Origin of the sequence: uncultured Thiocystis sp. (genome assembly GCF_903866365.1) — a bacterium.
In the GTDB taxonomy this organism is placed as follows: domain Bacteria; phylum Pseudomonadota; class Gammaproteobacteria; order Chromatiales; family Chromatiaceae; genus Chromatium.
This window is the reverse complement of sequence record NZ_CAIPNF010000271.1, coordinates 1-21,013: the sequence shown is the minus strand read 5'-3', so window position 1 is coordinate 21,013 and position 21,013 is coordinate 1. Positions and strand designations below refer to the sequence as shown.

17 protein-coding genes and 1 pseudogene are annotated in these 21,013 nt (G+C 60.1%); 5 read left to right on the top strand and 13 right to left on the bottom strand.

Annotated elements, in window-relative coordinates; all coding sequences use genetic code 11:
* Positions 1-124 precede the first annotated feature (124 nt).
* From QZY07_RS15305 to mobI, 9 genes are all read right to left on the bottom strand, one after another.
* Complete coding sequence (locus QZY07_RS15305) at positions 125-2,254, bottom strand: DNA topoisomerase (RefSeq protein ID WP_295404499.1); 2,130 nt, start codon at positions 2,252-2,254, stop codon at positions 125-127.
* Between the two features lie 9 nt (positions 2,255-2,263).
* The gene (locus QZY07_RS15300; RefSeq protein WP_295404496.1) at positions 2,264-2,581 is read right to left on the bottom strand and encodes a hypothetical protein; all 318 of its coding nucleotides are present in this window, start codon (positions 2,579-2,581) and stop codon (positions 2,264-2,266) included.
* Positions 2,569-2,925 (bottom strand): hypothetical protein, encoded by a 357-nt coding sequence (locus QZY07_RS15295; RefSeq protein WP_295404493.1) that lies wholly within the window; start codon positions 2,923-2,925, stop codon positions 2,569-2,571. The genes QZY07_RS15300 and QZY07_RS15295 overlap by 13 nt, the downstream gene beginning before the upstream one ends.
* A gap of 162 nt (positions 2,926-3,087) precedes the next feature.
* On the bottom strand, positions 3,088-3,402 hold the full coding sequence (locus tag QZY07_RS15290) for a hypothetical protein (RefSeq protein ID WP_201096624.1): 315 nt from the start codon (positions 3,400-3,402) through the stop codon (positions 3,088-3,090).
* Positions 3,399-4,754, bottom strand: coding sequence for a DNA methyltransferase (locus QZY07_RS15285; protein WP_363184313.1), 1,356 nt, complete (start codon positions 4,752-4,754; stop codon positions 3,399-3,401). Before QZY07_RS15285 ends, QZY07_RS15290 begins: the two co-directional genes overlap by 4 nt.
* Positions 4,751-5,056 (bottom strand): hypothetical protein, encoded by a 306-nt coding sequence (locus QZY07_RS15280; RefSeq protein ID WP_295404488.1) that lies wholly within the window; start codon positions 5,054-5,056, stop codon positions 4,751-4,753. The genes QZY07_RS15285 and QZY07_RS15280 overlap by 4 nt, the downstream gene beginning before the upstream one ends.
* Positions 5,053-6,111, bottom strand: a complete 1,059-nt coding sequence (locus tag QZY07_RS15275) for an N-acetylmuramoyl-L-alanine amidase (RefSeq protein WP_295404485.1) — start codon at positions 6,109-6,111, stop codon at positions 5,053-5,055. The genes QZY07_RS15280 and QZY07_RS15275 overlap by 4 nt, the downstream gene beginning before the upstream one ends.
* Before the next feature lie 71 nt (positions 6,112-6,182).
* Positions 6,183-6,395 (bottom strand): hypothetical protein, encoded by a 213-nt coding sequence (locus QZY07_RS15270; protein ID WP_295404483.1) that lies wholly within the window; start codon positions 6,393-6,395, stop codon positions 6,183-6,185.
* A gap of 86 nt (positions 6,396-6,481) precedes the next feature.
* Positions 6,482-7,030 (bottom strand): conjugative transfer protein MobI(A/C), encoded by a 549-nt coding sequence (mobI, locus tag QZY07_RS15265; RefSeq protein ID WP_295404481.1) that lies wholly within the window; start codon positions 7,028-7,030, stop codon positions 6,482-6,484.
* Between the two features lie 1,084 nt (positions 7,031-8,114).
* Here mobI and QZY07_RS15260 point away from each other — a divergent pair.
* The 4 genes from QZY07_RS15260 (at position 8,115) to QZY07_RS15245 (ending at position 11,549) form a co-directional block, all read left to right on the top strand.
* Positions 8,115-8,561, top strand: a complete 447-nt coding sequence (locus tag QZY07_RS15260) for a TraK family protein (protein ID WP_295404479.1) — start codon at positions 8,115-8,117, stop codon at positions 8,559-8,561.
* A 12-nt stretch (positions 8,562-8,573) separates the two neighbouring features.
* The gene (locus QZY07_RS15255) at positions 8,574-8,801 is read left to right on the top strand and encodes a hypothetical protein (RefSeq protein ID WP_295404478.1); all 228 of its coding nucleotides are present in this window, start codon (positions 8,574-8,576) and stop codon (positions 8,799-8,801) included.
* 60 nt (positions 8,802-8,861) lie between these two features.
* The gene (locus tag QZY07_RS15250; protein WP_295404476.1) at positions 8,862-9,773 is read left to right on the top strand and encodes a conjugal transfer protein TraL; all 912 of its coding nucleotides are present in this window, start codon (positions 8,862-8,864) and stop codon (positions 9,771-9,773) included.
* 267 nt (positions 9,774-10,040) lie between these two features.
* A complete protein-coding gene (locus tag QZY07_RS15245; protein ID WP_295404475.1) occupies positions 10,041-11,549 on the top strand; it encodes a sigma-54 dependent transcriptional regulator in 1,509 nt (502 codons plus the stop codon).
* Positions 11,550-11,641: 92 nt separating this feature from the next.
* Here the strand turns inward: QZY07_RS15245 and QZY07_RS15240 are convergent, their stop codons facing one another.
* The 4 genes from QZY07_RS15240 to QZY07_RS15225 all read right to left on the bottom strand — a co-directional run bounded on the left by QZY07_RS15240 (position 11,642) and on the right by QZY07_RS15225 (position 20,799).
* Complete coding sequence (locus QZY07_RS15240; protein ID WP_295404472.1) at positions 11,642-13,750, bottom strand: hypothetical protein; 2,109 nt, start codon at positions 13,748-13,750, stop codon at positions 11,642-11,644.
* A 74-nt stretch (positions 13,751-13,824) separates the two neighbouring features.
* On the bottom strand, positions 13,825-16,260 hold the full coding sequence (locus QZY07_RS15235; RefSeq protein ID WP_295404468.1) for a hypothetical protein: 2,436 nt from the start codon (positions 16,258-16,260) through the stop codon (positions 13,825-13,827).
* Complete coding sequence (locus tag QZY07_RS15230; RefSeq protein WP_295404465.1) at positions 16,257-17,828, bottom strand: hypothetical protein; 1,572 nt, start codon at positions 17,826-17,828, stop codon at positions 16,257-16,259. Before QZY07_RS15230 ends, QZY07_RS15235 begins: the two co-directional genes overlap by 4 nt.
* Positions 17,806-20,799 carry an AAA domain-containing protein gene (locus tag QZY07_RS15225; protein ID WP_295404462.1) on the bottom strand — a complete coding sequence of 998 codons (2,994 nt, stop codon included), beginning with the start codon at positions 20,797-20,799 and terminating at the stop codon, positions 17,806-17,808. Before QZY07_RS15225 ends, QZY07_RS15230 begins: the two co-directional genes overlap by 23 nt.
* 109 nt (positions 20,800-20,908) lie before the next feature.
* Between QZY07_RS15225 and QZY07_RS15220 the strand changes: the two are divergent.
* Positions 20,909-21,013, top strand: a pseudogene (locus QZY07_RS15220) (IS1595 family transposase); the annotation flags it as partial.

Below are 21,013 nucleotides of genomic sequence, written 5' to 3'. Positions count from 1 at the left end.
TCAGCGGTCGAAACGAATCATCAATGGGTTACAGCCTGTTTCTGACCCTATCGTACGGTGATTTCACACCATCTTCGACCAAGGGTCCAGATCATAACAGATTGTTTTTATAAGACGAAACAGGTTATCGTTCAGGCACTAAATAGGCGTCGAAGCGCGCCAGACGCGGTTGGCTTGCCAAGCCGCTGTAGAGGGTCTTCTTGCGTTTGGCGAGATCGCGCACCAGCGCGGTGGCCTCCACCGAGAGTTGGAATTGCGCGATGAACCGCTCCACGGTCGCGCGCGGCAGCCGAAACCCGCAACCAGGCGCGCGGCAGTCGAACACGACCGCGCTGCCCGAGAGCGTGGCCCGTCCGCACGCCGGGCATTTCCCCAATGCCTCGCGCGGATCGTGCGTCGCGATGAACTGGGACAGCGCCTGCGCGCTGGTCTGCGCCGCCGCCGGCAGCGCGATCCCCTGGCGCTCGGCGACCTGCCGCGCCAAGGCCAGCGCCGCCTCGCTCGGGGGACGCGCGCTGGCGTCCCGATAGCCCAACGTCGTTTTCAGCGCCTCGATACGCTGCACGTCGTCCCCGATTAGCGCGTCCCGCTCCAGTTCGGCGCGCTCGACCGCATCCAACGCTTGTTCCAGGGTGCAGGCCGATTCGACCGCATTCAGCCAGGGCACCTGACAGGTCAGCCAGGCGTCGACCTCGATGCCCAGCGCGGTCGGACGCAATTGCCCCGCGCGCGCCTCCACATATCCCTTCGCGGTGAGCGAACGCACCACCGTGTCGAGTGTCGACGGACGCGCGAGACCGTGCTGATCGAGCGTGGTCAGGAATCGACCCACGCCATAGCGCGGCGGACAGCGGTTCTCGACGCGCTGGGGGAACAGCCGTTCGATGCGCAGACGGTCGCCCATCGCCAACTGCGGAAGGCGTACCGTCGGGGGCGGCGTCGGCTGGGTTTCGTCGGGTTCGCCCGACTGCCCGGCCTCCGTGTCGAGATGCTCCCAGCCCTCGAACAGACAGTTGTTGGCGCGCACCCGGAAGCGTTCGCCATCCGCATCCACTTCCAGCACCGAGGCGTCGTAAACCGCATCGACCATCTGCGTTTGCAGCGTGCGTCGCCAAATGAAGTCATAGAGCGTCGCCGCGTCCTCCGACAGCGATTCCGCGACCGCCTTGGGCCAGGCGCTCGGCTCGAACCGCACGGGACGAATCGCCTCGTGCGCCCCCTGCGTCCCGGCTCGATTGGGGTAGACACGCGGTTGCGTCGCCACCAGATCCGGGTCCAGATGCGCGGCCAACAGCGCGATGATGCGTCCGGCAGCCTCGGTGGACAGCGCGTGACTGTCGGTGCGCGGGTAGGTGATCAGGCCGGTGCGACCGGCGGGCAGATCGACGCCTTCGTAGAGTTCCTGCGCCAGTTGCATCGTGCGCTCGGGGGCGAACCCGAACAGATAAAAGGCATTGCGCTGCAAGCGCGCGGTGGTCAACGGCGGATAGGGCGCGACATCGCGGCAGGCACGACGCAGATCGCAGACTTGGAAGATCGCGTTCGCCACCTGCCGTTCCAGCGCCTCGGCCTCGCTCGCCCGATCCCGCTTCTGGGTGTGCAACAGGCGCAGCGTTTCCCCCGCCACGCCAACCTCCACCGCCACGCGCCAGTGCGTCTGCGGCACGAAGGCGTCAATGTTCCGCTCGGCTTCCGCGAGTAGCGCCAGCGCCGGGGCAATCACCCGACCGATCCCGCGCGGCAACGCCGGACATCCTTGGCGCTTGAAATCCCAGGCCAGTACCTGACTGAGCGGATAACCGATCGCGCGATCCACCAGCCGCCGGGCAATCTGCGCCTCCACCCGCGCGGCGATCACGGGGCCGCGCTGTTCGTCGATCGCGGCAAAAATCGCCGCCGGCGCGATCTCGCGAAAGACGATCCGCCGGTACTCGGTCAACCCGGCATCGCGCACCACATCGGCGGCAATCTTCTCGCCTTCGCGATCCGGGTCCACGCCCAGAAACACGGTATCTGCCTGCTTGGCCAGCGCGAGCAGTTCCTTTAGCCGCGTCTGGCCCGCCGGCGAGACCGTCCAGTCGGCCACGAAGCGACCGTCCTCCTGGACCATGCCCAAACGCTCCTTGGGCAGATCGCACAGGTGCCCGCCCGTCGCGCGCACCGTCCAGCATTCTTCGGTAGGGCGCGCGCGCAGGTCATGTTCGATGGTGGCCGCTTTCGCGGGCGATTCGACGATCAGCAGGCAGTTGGGCATCGCGACGACTCAGGCTTCCTGGCGCAGCAGCAGGTCGGCCACGACGCTTTCGCGCGTGGTGAAAAAGCGTTCCCAGTTCAGACAGGCTTGCGCTTCGAGGGTCCACCCCATGCCGGTCGCGTGATCGAACACCGCAAAGAAACGCGGCAACGTCTCGATCGAGATCGGACGCGCCGCAGTCCAGTCCCCGGACTCGGACGGGGAATCCGCTTCCCACGCGAGCGACCACGCGACAATCGGGTACTCTTCTTCCCAGATCCCGGCGTCGTTTCGATGCGCCGTGAGCAGGACAAGATTCGGATGCGGATTCGGAATCAGCGTTGGCATGCGTCTCGATCTCCAGACAGATTGGTTTTGAGGACGGTCAGGGTCATCCGGTTGAACGCTTTGCCGGTCTTGCTGGTTTCCTTGCCGCCGAAGGTCAGACTCAGCAAATCCCCCAGCGCGGCCTGTTGCGTGCGAAGCTGGTCTTTTAGCCAGGGCGTGAGCCACGTTGCGATGATGACCGGCGCGTCGTTGACGTCGTTGATCGGCGTCTGGACGAGCATTTGCGGCTGATCGCCAAACGGCCCCTGCGACTGACGACTGCCGACGATGCGCCCTTCCAGGCAATCGCCCGGTGTCGGTTTCCACACCTGAATCTGCACGTCGAGCGCCGCTTTCGCGCGCAATCGCGCAATCGCGCCAACTCGGATACCGCAATCGGTTCCAAGTCGCTCGCCTGGGCAAGCGCCTGGCGGTCCGGGGCGGGAAGGGGCGCCAAGGCGCGTTCGGCAGACGCCGCGCGACTCAACGGCGTCTCCCTGTCCAGGGGCGACAGCGATGGTTCGGGTTCAAACATGGGCATCCTCCACGGGGGGGTCGCCAGCCAAGGCGTCTAACGGAATCGAATGCCACAGGATCCGTCCGCTGTCGGCATGGATCACGCGCACGGTGTCGCCGCCAATCCCATCGCCAAGCGCGTCGATCTGTCTGGCAACGGCAATGGCCTGTTCAAGACCGGGATAGAGGCGTCCGAAGGCGTCCGGCGGCAACCAATCCAGGTCGCTTCCCGGAGGGCGGTCGAACGCGATTCGGTAGCCCGTGCCGATCGGCTCAGGATCGGTCGCGCGCGGGACGCTCGTGTGGCGGACAGGAAATGCGCTCATGACGTCGGCGCTTCGGAGGTCGCGGAAAAGGCCGCCGCCAACGGCAGGTCTAACTGGCTCCAGGTCGCATCGCTGTCAGGGTCTTGCGGATCCTGCCCAAAATGCGCCCCTTGACGTTGCGCGTCGGCGAGGCGCGTCGTGGCGATCGTCACGTAGGCCGGTTCGCGTTCGATGCCAATAAAGCGAAAACCTTGGCGCAGCGCGGCGACGCCGGTGGTGCCTGATCCCATGAAGGGATCGAGGACGAGGCCGCCGGGCGGGGTGACGAGGCGGCAGAGATAGGCCATCAAGGCTTGCGGCTTGACCGTGGGATGTCCGTTGCCTTCGCCGCGATCCGACCGACTCGCCTTGGCGCAGTAGAAGAAGCGAGCGGCAGAGCCTTGATCGCCATCGGTTGATTCTGGCGGCGCGGCGCGAGCACCAAACGCATGCTTTGTTTTGCTGGCGGTGCGCTGGTGGTGCGGCTGGAGGCTGCCGCTTTTCGTCTCGGGAAACAGCGCCACCACGTCCTCCGACCCGTCGTGGATGAGGTTGGCGGGGAAGCGGCCTGATGACGGAACAAACTCGGCGTGCCTTGTCTTTTGAGTTAGGCCAACGTCATGACGATGATTGCCTCCCTGAACAACCTGCAACTTCCGGTAGTCCTCGCCGCTCGGAATCCTCGACCCATCGATATTCAACCCCCCGCACCCATGCGCGAGCACGTTCGCGGCGATGGTTTTCTCGGAAAGCGGTTTGCGCGCGAGCGCAATCGGCTCGAAGGCAGGTTTTAAGGCGCTGCCCCAGCCGTTCCATTGGCGAGCGGCGTCGCTGGATGGAGCGGTGGCATCCGGTCTGGATGCCGATCCAAAGGCGTTGACATTCGCTTTGCCGTTGACAGCGGCAAAACGATTCGGGCCGATGACGTCCCGTTCGGCTCCAGCCGCCTTGTCGATCGCCTTCGAAATATCTAAACTTTTCGGAAATCCCTGGCCGTACAGCCAGCCCACGGTATCGCGAAGCTCAAACCCGGCATCCTCGATCGCGCACCACAGGCGGTGATGCGTGCGCGTCCCGCCGAACGCCAGCAGGTGGCCGCCCGGTTTCAGAACGCGCAGGCATTCGACCCAGATGTCAGGGTCGGGAAGCGCGCCATCCCATGCCTGGCCCATGAAGCCGCCGCTCGTGCCGATGCGCGACCGACCGGCAGGGCGTTTGAGATTGCGCGAATTCGCGCCAGTCCCGCCTTTCTTCTGAGCGGTCAGGGCATACGGGGGATCCGTCACCACGCTCTCCACGCACCCATCCGGCAACCCGCGCAGCACCTCCAGGCACTCCCCCAGGTAAAGTGTCGCGTCGCCGATCGCGATCACGCGAGAGTCTCCCGGTGCGCCAGCGGCTGCCGCATCACCTCGATCACGCGCTCGACACCGAACCGCTGGATCAGCGTTTGCCGGGCCTCGTCCAAGTCGCACCCTGGCGCGATCAACGTCAACCACTCGGTAGGACGATCCGTGACGCGATACCGGTAGACGCGCAGCGCATTCGTGGCTTGACGCTCGGCCTGCGCCCTCGGTTGGCCAGCCTCGAATTCCAGGATGGCCGCGCGTTCGTCGCGCGCTTCCTGAAGATCGCGACGCTGTGCTGGCGTGAGCGGCGGGAATGCCTCGTTCACGCCAAGACCTCGTGGCGTAGCAGCGGGCGCGGGACGACCTCAAGCAGTTGTTCGACACCGAATTGCTCCAGGAGAATGCGCCGCGCCTCGTTCCACTCGCGATCCGGCGCGATCAAAATCTGCCAATCGTGGGGACGCTCCGCAACACGATATTGGTAGACGCGAACGTCCTTCAGCGCTTGGGACTCGGCGTCGAGCGTCGAGTACCCTCCCAGGAACTCCAGAAGGGCCGCCCGTTGATTGAGGGCAGACTGAATGTCGGTGCGCTGCTCCAACGTGAGCGGCGGTTGCCGCGATTCCCGCCACCACGTCACGATGCCCGCGACCAGCGCTCCCGCCTGGCGCCGTTGCGCCGCCGCATTCGCCAGTTCCGCTTCCTCCTCGGGATGCACAATCACCCCCGCCTCGACCAAGACCGCCGGCATCGTCGCGTGACGCAGCACCGCCAGGCGGTCAAAGGCATCAATCCCACGCTCCGGGTCGAGCCATGGACGATGCTCGCCATCGATGTCCTCGGCGTGATGCCCCGTCGCCCGATACCCCCGCATTTGCAGACTGTCGCCCAGATGCTCCGCCAGACGCCGACTCCGCGTCTCCCCACACGACTGGTCCCGGCTGATCAGCAGCGAATATCCCTGAGCATGACGCGAGTATCGAAAGGTTTTCCCGTGCTTGTGGACCTCGGTGAGATAACTCGGCTGCACGCTGTCGTGATGCACCGAAATCAGCAGGTCCGCTCCCAGTGCATTGGCCTGTTCGGCGCGCTCGCGGGGTGTCCAGGGCTTGCGCGTGTCGTGACCGCCCGGAGCCAGCAGCAGGATCGGCTGAAAACCCGGTTGCAATGCAAACGCCTCCACCAACGCATTGGAGAGCGTGCGATTGAACTCGTACTCCGGTACGCCGCTCGCACTGATCGCGCCAGGCGAGGCCGGCGAATGCCCGACATCGATCGCCACCATACAGGGACGCTCGCCGGCCAACGCCGACGGCGATGGAAGCCCCGCTCCGAGGATGCCCAGCCACAGCATCCGGGCAATTCGATTGAGTCCGCGCAATGGAACACTCCGACATTGATTGATTGACATCCGAACGCGAGACGCGAGACGGAAGAGGTAAAGCTCGCGCTTTAGCGACTGGAAAATAACAGCTTGCCGGTCGGCGAAAGATTGGGTGCAGGGACGCTGCCCGTCTTTTGCTCCAAGAGGCGTCGCTCGCAGTGCACCGAATGCGTTTCGTTTTCGCAGAAGGTCACAACCCAATTCTCTTTAATCACCTCGGACTGGCCCCGAAAGGCGTTGAGGAAGGCGCATTGCTTGAAGAGCGGGCAGACTGTCGACATCGTGTTTCGGATCTCGCTTCGGTTCGGTTGATTCGGATACCCGAATTGACATCGGGAAGAGTTCAATGCTTGCGTGTCAGCGAACGTCAGCGCGTCCACTCGTCCGGCGCGTCGGATGATGCGTCGTGTTCTTTCGCGCCACGGTTGCGGTCGAATTCCTCGCTGATCAGCCTGAAACGCATCCGAATGTGACTGATGTGCGATTGAATCGTCCGCAGCCGCGCGAATTGCGGTTCATAGACTTGAACGAGGTCTTTCTCCCAACCCGTGAGACGACCGAAACTGCTCATCGGATATTGCTGGCTCACCCGTCCGTCCTGGCCCTTGCCGCGCTTGAGATAGAGCGTGCGCCGCTTCGCGTGGACCCGATACCACTCGATCTGGAAGATGCCCGGTCCGCCCGCCGCCGTGCTTCGGGTCCGCAACCCGATCGTCCCCCGTTCGCTGGGATGACGCGCCCGTTGTTCTCGCAGCATCGTCTCGGTATAGGTCCGTGCGAAATCGTCGGCCTCCTCGCGCAGCGCCAGCAGGATGTCCAGTGTGCGTTCCTGAAACTCGGCCTGGAGATCGGCGAGCGCGTGTCGTGCCCAGGTCAGCCGCGTGTCAAGTCCGTCCGGCCATGTTTCGTCGTTCAAACGTACCTCCCCATTTCCACCTATATTGACGCACCCCCATTTCCACCCGGCCTTTTTGCCGCCCCCCATTTCCACCCTACTGCATGGGTGGAAATGGGGGGTTCCTCCACCCAAAGCGTCCCGGCGCGAGATCCGATCCGGCCCGCCAGTCGACGAAAGACGCGGGCGAGCGCCCGCTGTCCTAGGGGGCAACCGCCGCGCCGCTTCGCTTTCAGAAAGGCGAGCAACCGTCGCGACAACCCCGAATCGCGTTCCCGGCCAGGTCGCCGATCGGCATCGTTGGCGGTGGGCGAGTAGCGCACGCACCGTTCCAAACGGTCGGCGATCGGTTCGTACCGGAGCGAGACCAAGGGAAGCTCGCCCCGTGCCGCCGCCAGGCACTTTCCCCACGAGGACAGGTTTAGGCATTGCCGACAGGTCCGCCGGTCATCCGCTCCCAGGGTCGGCACGCCAGGGGCTAGCACGGTCGGCGTGACGGTTCCGGGTCTTTCCATCGTCTTGACGCCTGACTGTTTGCGACGACCGGGTTAATCGATGAAGACCTCTGGCATACGAACGCGCCGGATCGCTATTTCGTTTCATTCATTCCAGGAACGCCGAGTCTATAAAAAAGCAAGCGGTCTGTCTGGTCGAAACGGTTAATGAAATCATTAACCGTTTCGACTGGACAGGGGCCGTTTTCTTGATCACGATGGCGAATGAAAAGCGTGTTTTGAACGCGGTAAAGATCAGCGCGGACAGGTCACGGACAACGCATCGGACAGGCTGCGGACGAGTCATCGCATGGCGTCGCCGTCATAAAAGATGCGTCAACGCCAAGGACAACCGGGACGGGCTAAGGACAACCGGGAACGGGTCAAGGACGGGGCAAGGACGGGCTAAGGACAGCCGGGACGGGTCAAGGACAATCGGGGACGCGCCAAGGACAACCGGGGACGGATCAAGGACGGATCAAGGACAGATCAAGGACAACCAAGGACGCGCTAAGGACGAACTAAGGACGCGCTAAGGACAACCGAGGACGCGCTAAGGACGAACCAGGGCCAGGGCACGGAAGCGAAATCATCTTGACGGACGATAAACCATGATCGGCATTGTTCAAAATGAACTCTCATCCCCTGACGTATTTCTAACCGCCCTGAAAACGATTAGCGAACAGAACCGTTCGGAATTGATGAAGTTCATCGAAACTTATCGAGAATTGATCGCTGAAGGCGTCAAAAACGGGTATTCGAGCGTCGTGATTTTTGACGCATTAAAGTCGTCTGGAACGCCGCCGCCAATGAGCTATCGACAATTCAGGCGCTATGTCAGTCAAATAAAGTGCGACATGGCGTCGACCGTGGCGCTCGCACCCGTCTTGCCATCGTCTTATGCGGTTGTCAGACCCGAAGCGACCCCGATGAAACCGTTGTCCGTTGCCACGAAAAAAACGCGCGAACCGAATGAACCGAACGCGAGCGACGTGCCCGTGTTCAAGCAGAAAACCTTCGAGTGGAATCCGCTCGCGAATCTCGACGATCCGTCTTAGCGGAGTTGAAGCATGGCACTCGACAATCAGACCGGGTTTCTCAGGCCAAGCAATCTCACCGGCAAAGACGCGCCGCAATACGGCGGTCAAGTCAAAATCGGAAATGACGTCTACTGGGTTTCTGGATGGAAACATCTTGACAAAGAAGAAAACGTCTATCTCGCGCTACGATTCAAAAAGAACACCACGTTTCATGCCGCAAAAGCGGCTAAAAAAGGTCGCGTTCGTGACGAATGCTAAACGCCCTTTCTCCTAAACGCTTCACCGGCTTTCCCGATCCATGTTTCCAGAGGTTATACGATGTCGAAACTCTTTATTACTTTACAAGCCAAAGGCGGCGTGGGGAAAAGCTATGTCTCGTCGATCCTGGCGCAATATCTCCAGGACGCCAATCTCTCCGTGCATTGCATCGATACGGATACCACCAATCCGACCTTGCGTCGCTATAAACCGCTCAACTGTCAGTATCTCAATCTCGCGACCGATCACGTCATCAATCCGCGCGCCTTTGACGAACTGGTCGAGATCGTCTCCGGCGCACCGACCGATCGGCACTTCGTGGTCGATGTCGGCAGTAATGGATTTCAGCCGTTCATGGCCTATGCGGTCGAAAACGATCTGTTCGCCGTCTTGGAGGATCTGGGCGTGGACGTGATCGTCAATTCCGTGATCGCGGGCGGCCCCGACGTGGACGAGACCCTCAGTAGCACCATGGCGGTCCTGGAGCACACGCGCGTCTCGACGCTGATCTGGCTCAACGCTCATCTGGGCGCACTGGAATTCAAGCATCGCCCGATCCAGCACCTCGACTTGTTCGACCCGTTCAAATCCCGCATCCTGGGCTGGGTGACGCTGCCGAAATATGCGGCCACGACCTTCGGACAGGACATCGAACACATGCTGAAGGAACGCTGGACGTTCAACGAGACCCTCGAGCGCCTGACGCTGATGCCGCAAATGCGGATTCGAAAAGCCAAGCGCGATCTGTGGTCGCAGTTGGACCAGGTGTTTTTTCCGTTGCCGCAGGCACCGTCCGTCTTCGACGCCCGCGCCAACGCCCAGCGCGATCAACGCCGCAGCGATCGCCGATTAAGCGCCGATCGCCGATCGGCCACGCGCTCCTCGGCTTGGGATTCGGTCTCGATCGGGCGCGGTCAGGCGACGCCGCGCCAACGCCACAAGCGTTCCTTGACGACCTGTCGTCCTAGCTGACCGATCACGCGGATGCGCATCCCGAACGCGACACGCGGTGCGGCGACCGGCGTGTCGTTGTGTATTGGCGCGTTTCTGGGTGCGGATGAATCCGGGTGAGAAAAAGGTTGTCGCCATTGCGCGAGTCCTGTCGGCCGCAGGAGCCCCCGACAGGTATCACGAGCGCAAACGCGACACTCCGGTTGGGCGATCGTCGTCTACAAGCGGCCCCACAGTCCCAGTCGAACATCACATAAATTAAATTTTAGGTTGAGCGTGAGAACGGACATGCGAATCCTCGTCACCTGGATCGGACAAACTGATCTAAACGCTTCAGCGGGAGATGATCGCGCCGGGATCGGTCCTATCGGGCAGGCCGTCACTCAACGCGCTTTCGATCGCGTCGTCTTGCTTTGCAACTACTCAGATCAAACGGCCAAAGGTTATCTAGCTTGGATTAAACAGCAGACACAAGCGAAGATCGAATTAAATTGTGTGGATCTTTCCAGCCCGACGCACTTTGGGGAGATCTACCGGGCAGTGACCGAGAGGGTGGGTCACATTTTGGAGCAGGTCGGGAATACCGCACGTTTGACTTTTCACTTGAGCCCCGGAACCCCGGCGATGTCGGCGGTTTGGATCATCGTTGCGAAGACGCGCTTCGGTGCAGAGCTGATTGAGTCGTCACGCGAGCATGGCGTACGGACGGCGAACATCCCGTTTGATATTTCAGCGGAGTTTATCCCAGAGGTCTATCGCCACGCCGACCACGATTTGGTTCGTCTGGGCGCCGGACTGCCGGATGAGGCGCCAGAGTTCTCCGACATCGTCCATCAGGGACCGGCTATGCGCGAGGTGATTGCCCGTGCCCGACGTGTTGCCCCGCGCACCGTGCCGGTGCTGATCGAGGGCGAAAGCGGTACTGGCAAGGAAATGTTGGCCCGCGCCATCCATCGTGCAAGCCCCAGGCGTGACAAGCCTTTTATTGCCGTCAATTGTGGCGCGGTATCGCGGGAATTGGCGGAGTCGGAGTTTTTCGGTCACCGACGAGGAGCCTTTACTGGCGCAACAAGCGATCGGGTCGGCTATTTTGAGGCCGCCCAAGATGGCACCCTTTTTCTGGACGAGATTGGCGAACTAGGGCTCGACCTCCAGGTGAAACTATTGCGGGTTCTCCAAGAGGGGCAGGTTGTACGGGTCGGCACCACGGCTTCCAGGGCGGTCGACGTGCGCCTCATCACCGCCACCAATCGAACCCTGACCGCCGAGGTAGCGGCGGGGCGCTTTCGGGGCGACCTGTTCTTTCGCATTGCAGTGGCCCTGATCCATCTGCCACCGTTACGCGAACGCCAAGGCGACTTCATGCTCTTGGCCGAGTACCTACTTGACCGCTTCAATCGCGATAGCGCCTCTGATCCAGCCTGGCAGGCCAAGACCATCGCGCCGTCGGCGCTCAACCGACTCGCGCACCATCCTTGGTCCGGCAACATTCGGGAATTGGCCAATACACTGGCGCGGGCAGCCCTCTGGTCGGCGAGTCCAACCATCACCGAGAGAGACATAGAGGATGCTCTGTTGGAATTGCCCTCGGTGAAATCGACAGGAGACGAGATCTTCGGACAGGATGTCGCGCTGGGCATCGATCTGCAACACTTGATGGATCGGCTGGCGAGGCACTATTTGCAGCAGGCGATGAAAATCACCGGCGGCAACAAGACGCGCGCCTCGGAATTACTGGGTCTACCGAGTTATCAGACGTTGACGAACTGGCTCAAAAAATACGACGTGCTCGGGTAAATTTCATCGCCTTCCCGAGCGACCACGTCGAATCGTCTGATTCTTGTCTGCGGTTTTTATCATCGAAGCGGTGTATCACCTCAAGGCGGCTGCTAGCTCACACGACCGTAAAGCTCGGGAGCAACTGATTGCGATCTTGGTGTGCGCCACGTCAGATTCGTTTCCCCGTCACGCGATGGAATTGCCAGTACATCACAACCCAGGACGTCATCGACACAGGATGGCCGGTAATCCAATGGGAGGTCATACTTGCCGCTTACCAGGACCGGTATCCGTTCGCCTGACTTGCTAGGACGCAAATCCCATTGCGCCTTGCAACCGGGGCAGCTCGCGACAAAACAATCGCTATCCCGGATTTCCAGTCCACCTGATTCGCCGCAGATTGGGCAGGTCGACAGCGCTGTGAGGCGTCGCTGTGCCGTAGAGAGTGTTTGTTGAAAGTGGAGAATGCACTGTGCATTTGTTTCCGCCCACTGGATACGTTCGCTCAACTGTTTTTTTTGCCGATTGAGATTGGCCATCTCCCGACGGTCCCCACGCGACGCTCGCAATCGCTGGTCGACTTGATTGCGTTCGTCGTGCAAGCGATCACGCTCCGATCTGGCTTGCTGCGCTGCGGTATCAATTCCCAGTGCAGCGATCTCGTAATCGGCCAGAGGCTTGTGCAGCATGTAACCACCATCGGTGGCTGGGCTGATTCGCCCGCTCAAACGCCCTGTCAAGTCAGCAGGCACCTCACCTAAATAAGGCGGGTAGGCCAGCATACGCGGGACGAGCATCGCCCAACGGAGCAGACGGGAGATCCGTTCGACGCTATCCAATTTGAGGGGAGAGACGCGAAGCACATCAAGCGCACCTCGAACCGTGGGAAACGGGAGATCGACGACCCCAGCGAAGGCATCGCCGATGGTTGAGCCGGGAACTGCTGGGGTCAGGATCACCGTCCAGTCATCTCGGTTGGCAACGGCCTCTATAATGTCAGCAGTCAGCTCGATCAGATTCGCCGGCTTCGTCCTTGCCATCGCATGGAGTAAGGGCACGAACCGGATTCGTGGCTGGTCGCCATCCAGAAGCCTGATACCGTCCCACTGCCAGGTCAGGCGATAGCCTCCCTGGAGTTTAATGTCGCAGCCTGGTGCCAATTGTCGCTCAAGATCTTCATCGAAGAGTTCACAGCAAAGCTGTCGGAGACCGCGCACGATGAGCAGCAGACACCAGACATCGAACCCCCGGATCAAACGCTGGTGGCGCCGATATAACTGGCTCGGCGAGAGGGGGGGCTGTGCATGATGACGGGACCATTCATCCCACAGTCTGGCAACCCCTCGGTAATGATCGTGGTTGCTGAACAGGTTGGTCATACGCAGACCGGGCGGAACCTGCGCACGGTTAGGGATGGCGCGGTAGAGCGGCGAGTCCATCAGACCGAGCACGCGGTACAGAAGGTTTTCGAGGCGTTTCCGTGTCTGCTCTGCCAGGGTTTGTTGTGCCGTTGCGTCCGATGCTCCGCCCCAGATCTGATAGAGCCGCTGGCTCCGGCGCCAGTTAGCGTCGCCAGACACTGTATGTTTATTGACCTCGCCCAAAACGTCATTGAGGATGCGCTGGACGTCGCTTAAGCGCCCTCGTAGCCAGATAGCCAACGCATCGATCAGTCGCACGGCCACCCGGTTCTCATAGAGATCCCACTGCTCTTCTCGGACTTGGGCCAACACATGGCTCGGCTGGACGCCTGTCAACTTGCGTTGAGCCCAATCCACTGTATGAGAGGCGAGTCGAACATAGACGTTGCGATCGAAGCGCCGCGCCCGTGCAGTGATTAGCCGCTCCGGCTCCAGGCGAATATGGGTCTGAGGCCGACCGCAGACCTCCGTAAGGTGACCGAGGTCACGCTCAATGGCTATCTCTAGGGGGTGGGATTTGATGGCATCGCCTAGACCGGGAGCGATCGGGGAGCGATCGCTCCAGTGGAGCCAGTTGCCTGCAACGCCCTCGTCCTCCCCCAGCAGGAGTGTGCCAAAGCTCAGGAATGCGTCATTATTCTGCGTATCGGGCAGACCGTCGCTAAGGAAATCCCCATGAGACTCAGGCTCCCCATCGCTCCGAATCAGCCGCCACTGTCCGGATGTATTAGGGACCAGGCAATCGCCGGCGGTCACTTCGACACCGTTAAGATGGGCTGTGGAGGCTTCCAGGTCCAAGTGCCAGCGCCCCAGCAGAATTAGACTTCTCGCCGTAGTGTCGAGTAACCGCCCAGAGAGTCGGTCTAAAACCCTCACTGATTCTCCCCAGATTCAATCCCGAATCGAGCTAGTTCAACACGCAGGATCTCTATAGATTTAGTCGGTTGCGAGTTGTTGCAAAGCAACGACCAGTCCTTCTGAATCTGGTTCATCAGGTGCTCCAGACGCTTCTGCTGATTGTCGTGACGATTCCTAAGCTGGCGCAGCAGGCGCATGGCCAGAATGTGATCCGCCGCCTCGCCCAATGCGCCACCGGCGGCAACGACTACCGGACAGTAGCGTTTGAGCTGATCCTCAAGCCGAGGCCCCCACCCGATTTTGAAGTCGTTCTTCAATGGGTCGCGAACACAATTGTTCAAGAATTCCGAGACCTGTTGAGCGTCCTTCCCATGGTCTTGTTGCGCTTTCAAAAAGAACCGTTGTAAAGCTTCGTAGGAGAGTGGTTTGCGAGGACTTGGCGGCTTCACGTCAAAAGGCTTGGGCGTGTCAGAAAACTCCATCACCAGAGATCGATCATAAGTCTTTGGGGCAAAATCCTTGGTCGTCTCATCATGATTGGCGGTACCAACAAACCAGACGTTCTTGGGTATCCGGAGTGATTTCCCATTGTCGAATAATAACGGCGCCTGGTCGACTCGGTGGGGCATCAACTCGATGGAACGCTTGTCAATCGACTGCTCTAGGGTTGAAAGCATGTCCGAGAAGTACTGTTCTGGGTAGGAGAGATTCATTTCGTCGAGCACGATGAGGTGGATGCCATCACTCCAGCAAGGTGTAGCCGCCCGATACAGTGCCCGCAGAAACTTCTGCTCGTAGAAGCGTTTTTCAAAGGCGTTGTAGTGGCCGACCAGATCCTGTGGGTCGCGCCAGCCGGCTTGGACTTGAACAAGGTTGTCCTCATCGAATGGACTGCCGATTGCCCGAGCAAAGGCCACCGGCAAGCTCGTTTTGCCGGTGCCGCTGATCCCTTGCAGCAAGATCAGCCGGCCCATGGCGAGACCACCGAGGAAACAGCGTAGATCGGCCAGACTGTAGTAGAGGTTTTTTTCTGGATCCTGGGGGTTATAAGCGATCCGCTGTTGGAGGTCGTTGACGAAAGACTTCAGGTTCCTGATATTTGAGGACATCTCCGCGACTGGCTGGTATTCCGCCGCGTCGAGTTCACTGCAAGCTTGGAACGGATTTTTGGCTTCATCGCGGCCAATTAATTGATCCACCTCCGTGCGCAGTTCATCGCGGGCCTGCTGAAGCACCGCGACACGGGCCTCGGCAGCGATCTTCTGATCGCGCAACATCTCAAGCTCGGTGGCCGCAATTTTATGTCGGGCCAGCATCCCCTCGGCATCGCTGACCTGACGCAACAGTACAATGCGATCAGCCTGCCAATTGGCGCGTTCCTCCTGCAATGCACGTAGACGTTCAGCGGCCTGAGCATCGGGGCGAGCCGCAAGATCGGCCTGAAGTCGGTCATTCTCCTCACGCAACCGTTCCAGTTCCTGGAGCACCTGCTCCGGACTGCGCTGACCGAAGCGACGATCCGACTCCTCACGCTGACGTAATTTCTGCTCCAAGGTGTCACGGTCTAAGCAGGCTTGGTCAAGTCGGTCTCGCAAAGCTTGGCGCTGATGTGTAAATGCCTCAGCCTCCCGAGCCAGCCGTTGGCTCACCCGCTCATCGAGGCCAGCACGATCCTCTTTGTGCTCATCTTCGCTGCGTTGCAGCAGGCGTTCTCGCTTGTCCAGCGCGCGACGCTCTTCCCACAGAGTATTCTGTTGTTCGGCCAACTCCTGTTCGCGTTGACGCACCGCTTCTTCAATCTCCGCCCGCAGTCGCTCGGACTCAGCCTGCCGCTCGCACAGCCAGTCTGCCCGTTGGGTGGAAATCGAACGCTCAGTGTCAGCGAGTTGGTCGCGCAGGCTCGCGACCGCTTGGTCCATCGCGGCAAGAGATGCCTTGCGCTCATTGATGAACCCCGTCTCAGCATTGATTTCGCGGGCCTTGATGGCGGCCTCCCGCTTCACCAGCATCTCTTCCTGGATGTGTAGTGCCTGCTCGCGGGGCTCCAGGGATTCGAGCCGGCGCAGGTAATCGATTTCTTGATCCGAAAATTGAGTCCGATCCTCCCGAAGCTTTGCGGTTGCCTCGTGCAATTTTGTTTTTTCCGCTTCGAGCGATAAAAGGGACTTCTGTGCCTCGCCCTCCCGTGCAAGCGCTCGTTTCTCGGCACTCTCGTAATTGGCGCGCGTTTCCTTGACGATGGTCCAAAAGCGTTCGAGGCTGGCGTCTGGCGGGGCTGGCGCGTCGGGAACAGTCACCTGCTCCGTAGGGGGTATCTTGTTCTGCGAATCAACCAAGGCGTCAGTCAACGCACTTTGCAGATTATTGGGTGTTGCGGCTTGCGTTGGGGTACGTGCCGCTGGAGGCGTGTTGTGTGTGCTGCGGTTGTTCTTATTTTTTCCTTTTTTCATTCCGACTCAAACTCTGTGATGGGGCATACCGGCAGTCCCAGTAAACTTCCAACGATACTCAGGGTCTTGTCCACGGACGCATTGACATCTGCTGCGTTCAAGACCTGATTCGTTCCATAATGCGAGGCACCGCCAGCGAGCTTCGCCATGGCATCGACCAGCTCCAATAATTCTGGTGATGAAGCGGCTATGCCGTGAAGCGGATGCTTCGGATTGTCCTGTGCGCCCAGCAATGTCGCGAGAACCAGCGGCCGTAGACGAGCGCTGTCCTTGTAGTCTGTCACTGAACGGATTTGATTCCGTGGGACATGCAGAAGTGCTTGTGGAATATTCGTGAAACCGAGGTCCCTGGCAGCCGAGCGGTAGCGAGCTGCTCGTGTCTCTTTGTCCTCGGGTACCCGTTTCCAGATTCCATTCAGGGGGTACGTCTCTCTTAATTCTGCAAACAGACCCTCAAGCACCTTTCGGCACTCGCTCAGGACGTTGTCGCAGTGACGCGCATCAGCAAAGGCATCAAGTTCCTGAACCTCCAGCCAAGCATCGAGCATGCGCACTAATGATTCGTGGAGCGGGTGCAAGCGAATATTCAGTGTCAAGATGCGATCCAAACGCAGTTGCGCATCCGACAGCCGTTGACGCGCACGTCGTTGATAGTCCGCGAAGCTGTTGTCAATCATCGTCCGCCCGATTACCCGATCAATTTGCTGAGCAAGGCGCGGTTGTTGGTCCGCTACATCGACAATCAGGCGACGCAAATCCAGGCTGTTCTCGCGACCGAAGAAATCGCAGACATGCCAATCAATCTCCTGATCGGAGCCTTCCTGGGGGACATAGAGGAAAGTGGCTAAAAAAACCGGATGAGCCTGTGCCTCGATATCGACGATGCGCCTAAGATCCACTCGTTTCGGATCAATAAGATCTCGATCGTCTTCGTCCCAGAAACGCGAACGTCTCGTCCTCTCCAGACGCTTGGCGATCCGCCGCTGCTCGTTTGCCGCGCGCAGAATTTCCCTGGCTTCCGGCATCTTGGGTGAAATATCGTTGGACGGTAACTGCATGAAAGCATGCTGGGTCCAGGGTTTGCCGGTGGTACCGAACTCCAGATCCGGATAGCCCTGGTCGTTGATCGCGGTGACGGCTGGGGACAGATCACGGGCGATGAATGGCCACAGGCTCTCTCGCCAAGGATCGCGAAAAACCCAGGCCGGGACCAGATGTAATGCGGTATCCCGCTCATCGTCGAGCAGTTCACGCCCTCGATGGGTAAGGGTGGCTGTTCTATCCAGGTAGCCACTGCCATGAAGGTCAGCGACGATGAAGGCCGCGAGCTCATGTTGGATACCAAGGTGGATTGCCAGCTCTTTAGCAGTGAGTCGACTGGCGGCAAAAATACCCAGAACCGCCAGAGCCAGCGGGTTCAGGGGCCGATCACTTGCTTCAGGGGCAATGACCCGATGTGCCCAGGCCGGCCAGAGCAGATAGATACGGTCTTTCCGCGGACCGGGATTCGCGTGAGCGCGTGGTTCATACCAGAGAACCTGGGTTTCAGTGTCGAATAATGCGTCCATGAACACCCTCCTCGCAGAGCTTGGCAAATGCCGCCAGAGCAGCCACGGACTGTTCCGCCTCCTCACCGCGCGCCATGTCGACATCACCGACAACAATCAGCAGGCGTTGCTGACGACTCATGGCGACACACAGCCTGTTTTCGAGCAATAGGAAGCCATAGCGTTTGCGTCGGGTGTCCTCGTCCTTGACTTCGGTGCGATTGGAACGCGTCAGCGATAGCAGCACTACGTCGAATTCCTTACCTTGAAAGGCATCGACGGTGCCAACCCGTAGCCGCTCACGTTTGTCGAGCGTTTGCGACCACTGATCGCGGATACGGTAGCCAACTTCAGGGTCTGGCTCGCTTAGCCCACAGTCAGCCATGGACTTTAAAATGGCGTCGCGCTGGGCGGCATAGAAAGTGATCACACCGACGGAAAGCTCCGGACTCTTCGTCAGGATAGATTGCGCTTCTCGCACCACTCGATCAGCTTCAACCTGGCGGCGCTTACTTCGCCCACGATCCTCCAGGCCGTGCTCTTTCGGAACCTGAATCCAGGCGGCGACTAGGCCGGCGAGCGAGGTTTGATCGGATAAAACCACCTGGTGGGCAAATTCATCGGGCTCGCGTCCGGAAACGAATGCCTCACCATGACGGGCGTAGAATTGGTCGCTGACGAAGGTGCCGAGCACGGGATGCATCCGGTACTGGGTATCCAGCGTGACGGTACGCTTGATCCCATCACGCTGCTCGCGCTCGCGCAATTCGCGGAACAGGCGCTCGAATAAACTGCGCTGCAAGGCATCCTGCATGGAGGCGTCGGTCTTGGCGCTGAGCGTTTGCTCCACATCCGGTTCCAGCATGTGTGGGAGCTGGCGGTGATCCCCAACCAGGACGATACGACGCTCAGCGCGTTCCATCGGGATCAGTAGATCCAGCGGGTTGGCTCGTGCGGCTTCGTCAACGATGACCGTGCGAAAGACCATGTCATCTCCGGACTTGGCCTTGGTCATGTCATTGCCGACGGACTGCTGACAGGTGGCGGCTAGCACCATCGAGTAATGTCCAATGGTCTCGCGGATGCCGTCCGGATCCTGTTCCAGAACCTCCAGCCAGGAATTGACAGCGATGTCGACCCCTACCGGCAAGGTTTTAGCGCGTGCGGTGAGGGTATCGACGACCTCTCCGCAAAGATCAGATACGTCAGCATGGATCGGACGCAGCAACATCTGCACCCCCGCATCCAGTAGACGGTCGATGAGTGTATTGCGCACACGGGACAGGTTGTCCAACAGATCCTGCGTAGGCAGCTCGTCCGGGTCGAGATCCGCGGCCTGTTTCAGGATGGCGTGGATCTCATCGTCGATTTCGAACCCATCAAGCTTCTTTAAGCGCCGCAGAACCTTGGATGCAGCCGCTGGTCCATCATCCGAGAATGGGATCGCTTCGGTTCGTATGCCGCGCAAGGCCTTGAGTGCGTCGGCCCGATTTTCGTCGGCCAGTGACAGTCCAGCATCCGGCGTGCGTAATTGCCTGCTGAGGTCGTCAATGCGATCCTTGATTTGCATGGGCAGCAGCTCATCAGCCAGATCACGGATCTGATTCAAGAGCACCAATGACGCATCCTTTGGTCCAGGCGCCTCGATATGACGGATGGCCAGGCGTCGGATCTCTTCCAGCGTCCGGTGGATCGAGTATTCACCGCCGCGTTCCGCACGCGCTGCGCGAACCCGTTCAGCCGTCTCCCGTGCCCAGGTATCCAGCCAGACCCCACCGTCTTCCGCCCCCCTGCGGTGACCGATTTTGATTGCCGGCAGCCCAAGCACCCGAGTAGCCGCCGCCGCGTTTTCCACTGCGTCATGCTGATAGCTGGTGAGCAGGGTATTGCCGGCAAAACCGTTGCCGTCTGCGCCCTCGTCTGGATCTGCGAGGCGCGCCTGTAGCGCCGCGATCACCCGAGTCTTGCCGGTTCCTGGCGGCCCCTGGATCAGCGCAATATCCGGGGTATTCAACGCCACGTCCAGTGCGCTGCGCTGGCGGTCGGTCGGGTTCGGCAGCATCTCCCGGACTGCGGCACCAAAAGGCTCGCGGTGGCGAACCGTCCGTGCGAAAAAAGGTGCGCCTTCGATCATGAGCCCAAGCTGAGGCATCGGATTCGTACAACTACGGATCCGTTCCCAGGCTTTACGTCGACGATCGATGCGTGTCTTATCGCCTGCGAGGCTGACAAACAGGTAGCCGGTCTTGGGCGGAATGCGGTCTTCCTGTGCTCTGGATGGGCGCAGATCAATCTGATGTGCATTTCCTGGCAAGGAAGGTGAGCCAGTGAACGGCTTGTTATGGGTTACGCCCTGGTCAAGGGTCTCCGCATTGCCCAAGATTGCAGGCGGAATCTCCTCGCCGGCTTCGAGTTGAACATCCACCTGATCGCCAGCCAAGGCGGCAATTCGCGCTCGCAAGGTTTGCGCGTCAAGATTGCTATCATCGAGCTGAAAACGCCAAGCACCCGAAGCGAGTTGCTCGCACTTGTGGTAGCGCAGCCATCCCAACTCGTGGGCGGTATTTAGAATCGTCTCTTGTTCCAGCTCGTTATATTCGTTCCAAAGACGCAGGTAGCTATTGGCTTGGTGGGCGCGAGCCTCAATTTCGGTACGCGCGGTGCCGCGAAACTCGCCAGCGGTCGTTAGATCACAGAAACCGATGTCACCGGTCACCAAATAGATTGGCCGAGCATCGCTGCCAGTTTCGGTGCGCTTGACCGTCACGACACGAGTCACTCGTAAGCGGTTGTCGGGACCGCTGACGACATCCACACCGAAACCCTTGCCATAGAGCCGAAACGCGACCTCGCGTCCCACCCCCGCGTCCGGACTGCCGGCTAGCAACGCGCGAACCGGACCTCCGACCCCCTGCGGATGCACCAAGATGTACTCGCCGAGCCACTTAATCAGACTCTCTACCGAATTCAACTGTTTGCGTCGGCGGCGCATGTCATCGACGACCCGGTCGTCGATACCGATCTGTACCGGCTCACTCCAGTGGTGCGCTCCGGCAAATTCGTGGAGGGGGGTAGTCGGTTAGTGCCTCCTGTCGCAAGATGTGGGGGTGAATCCTACTGACCAATCCATATACCCGACCTTGGTGGCAGGGCGCGACTACCCGCGCAGTTACCGTGAGTTTGTCGAAATGTTCCCAGACGACCCG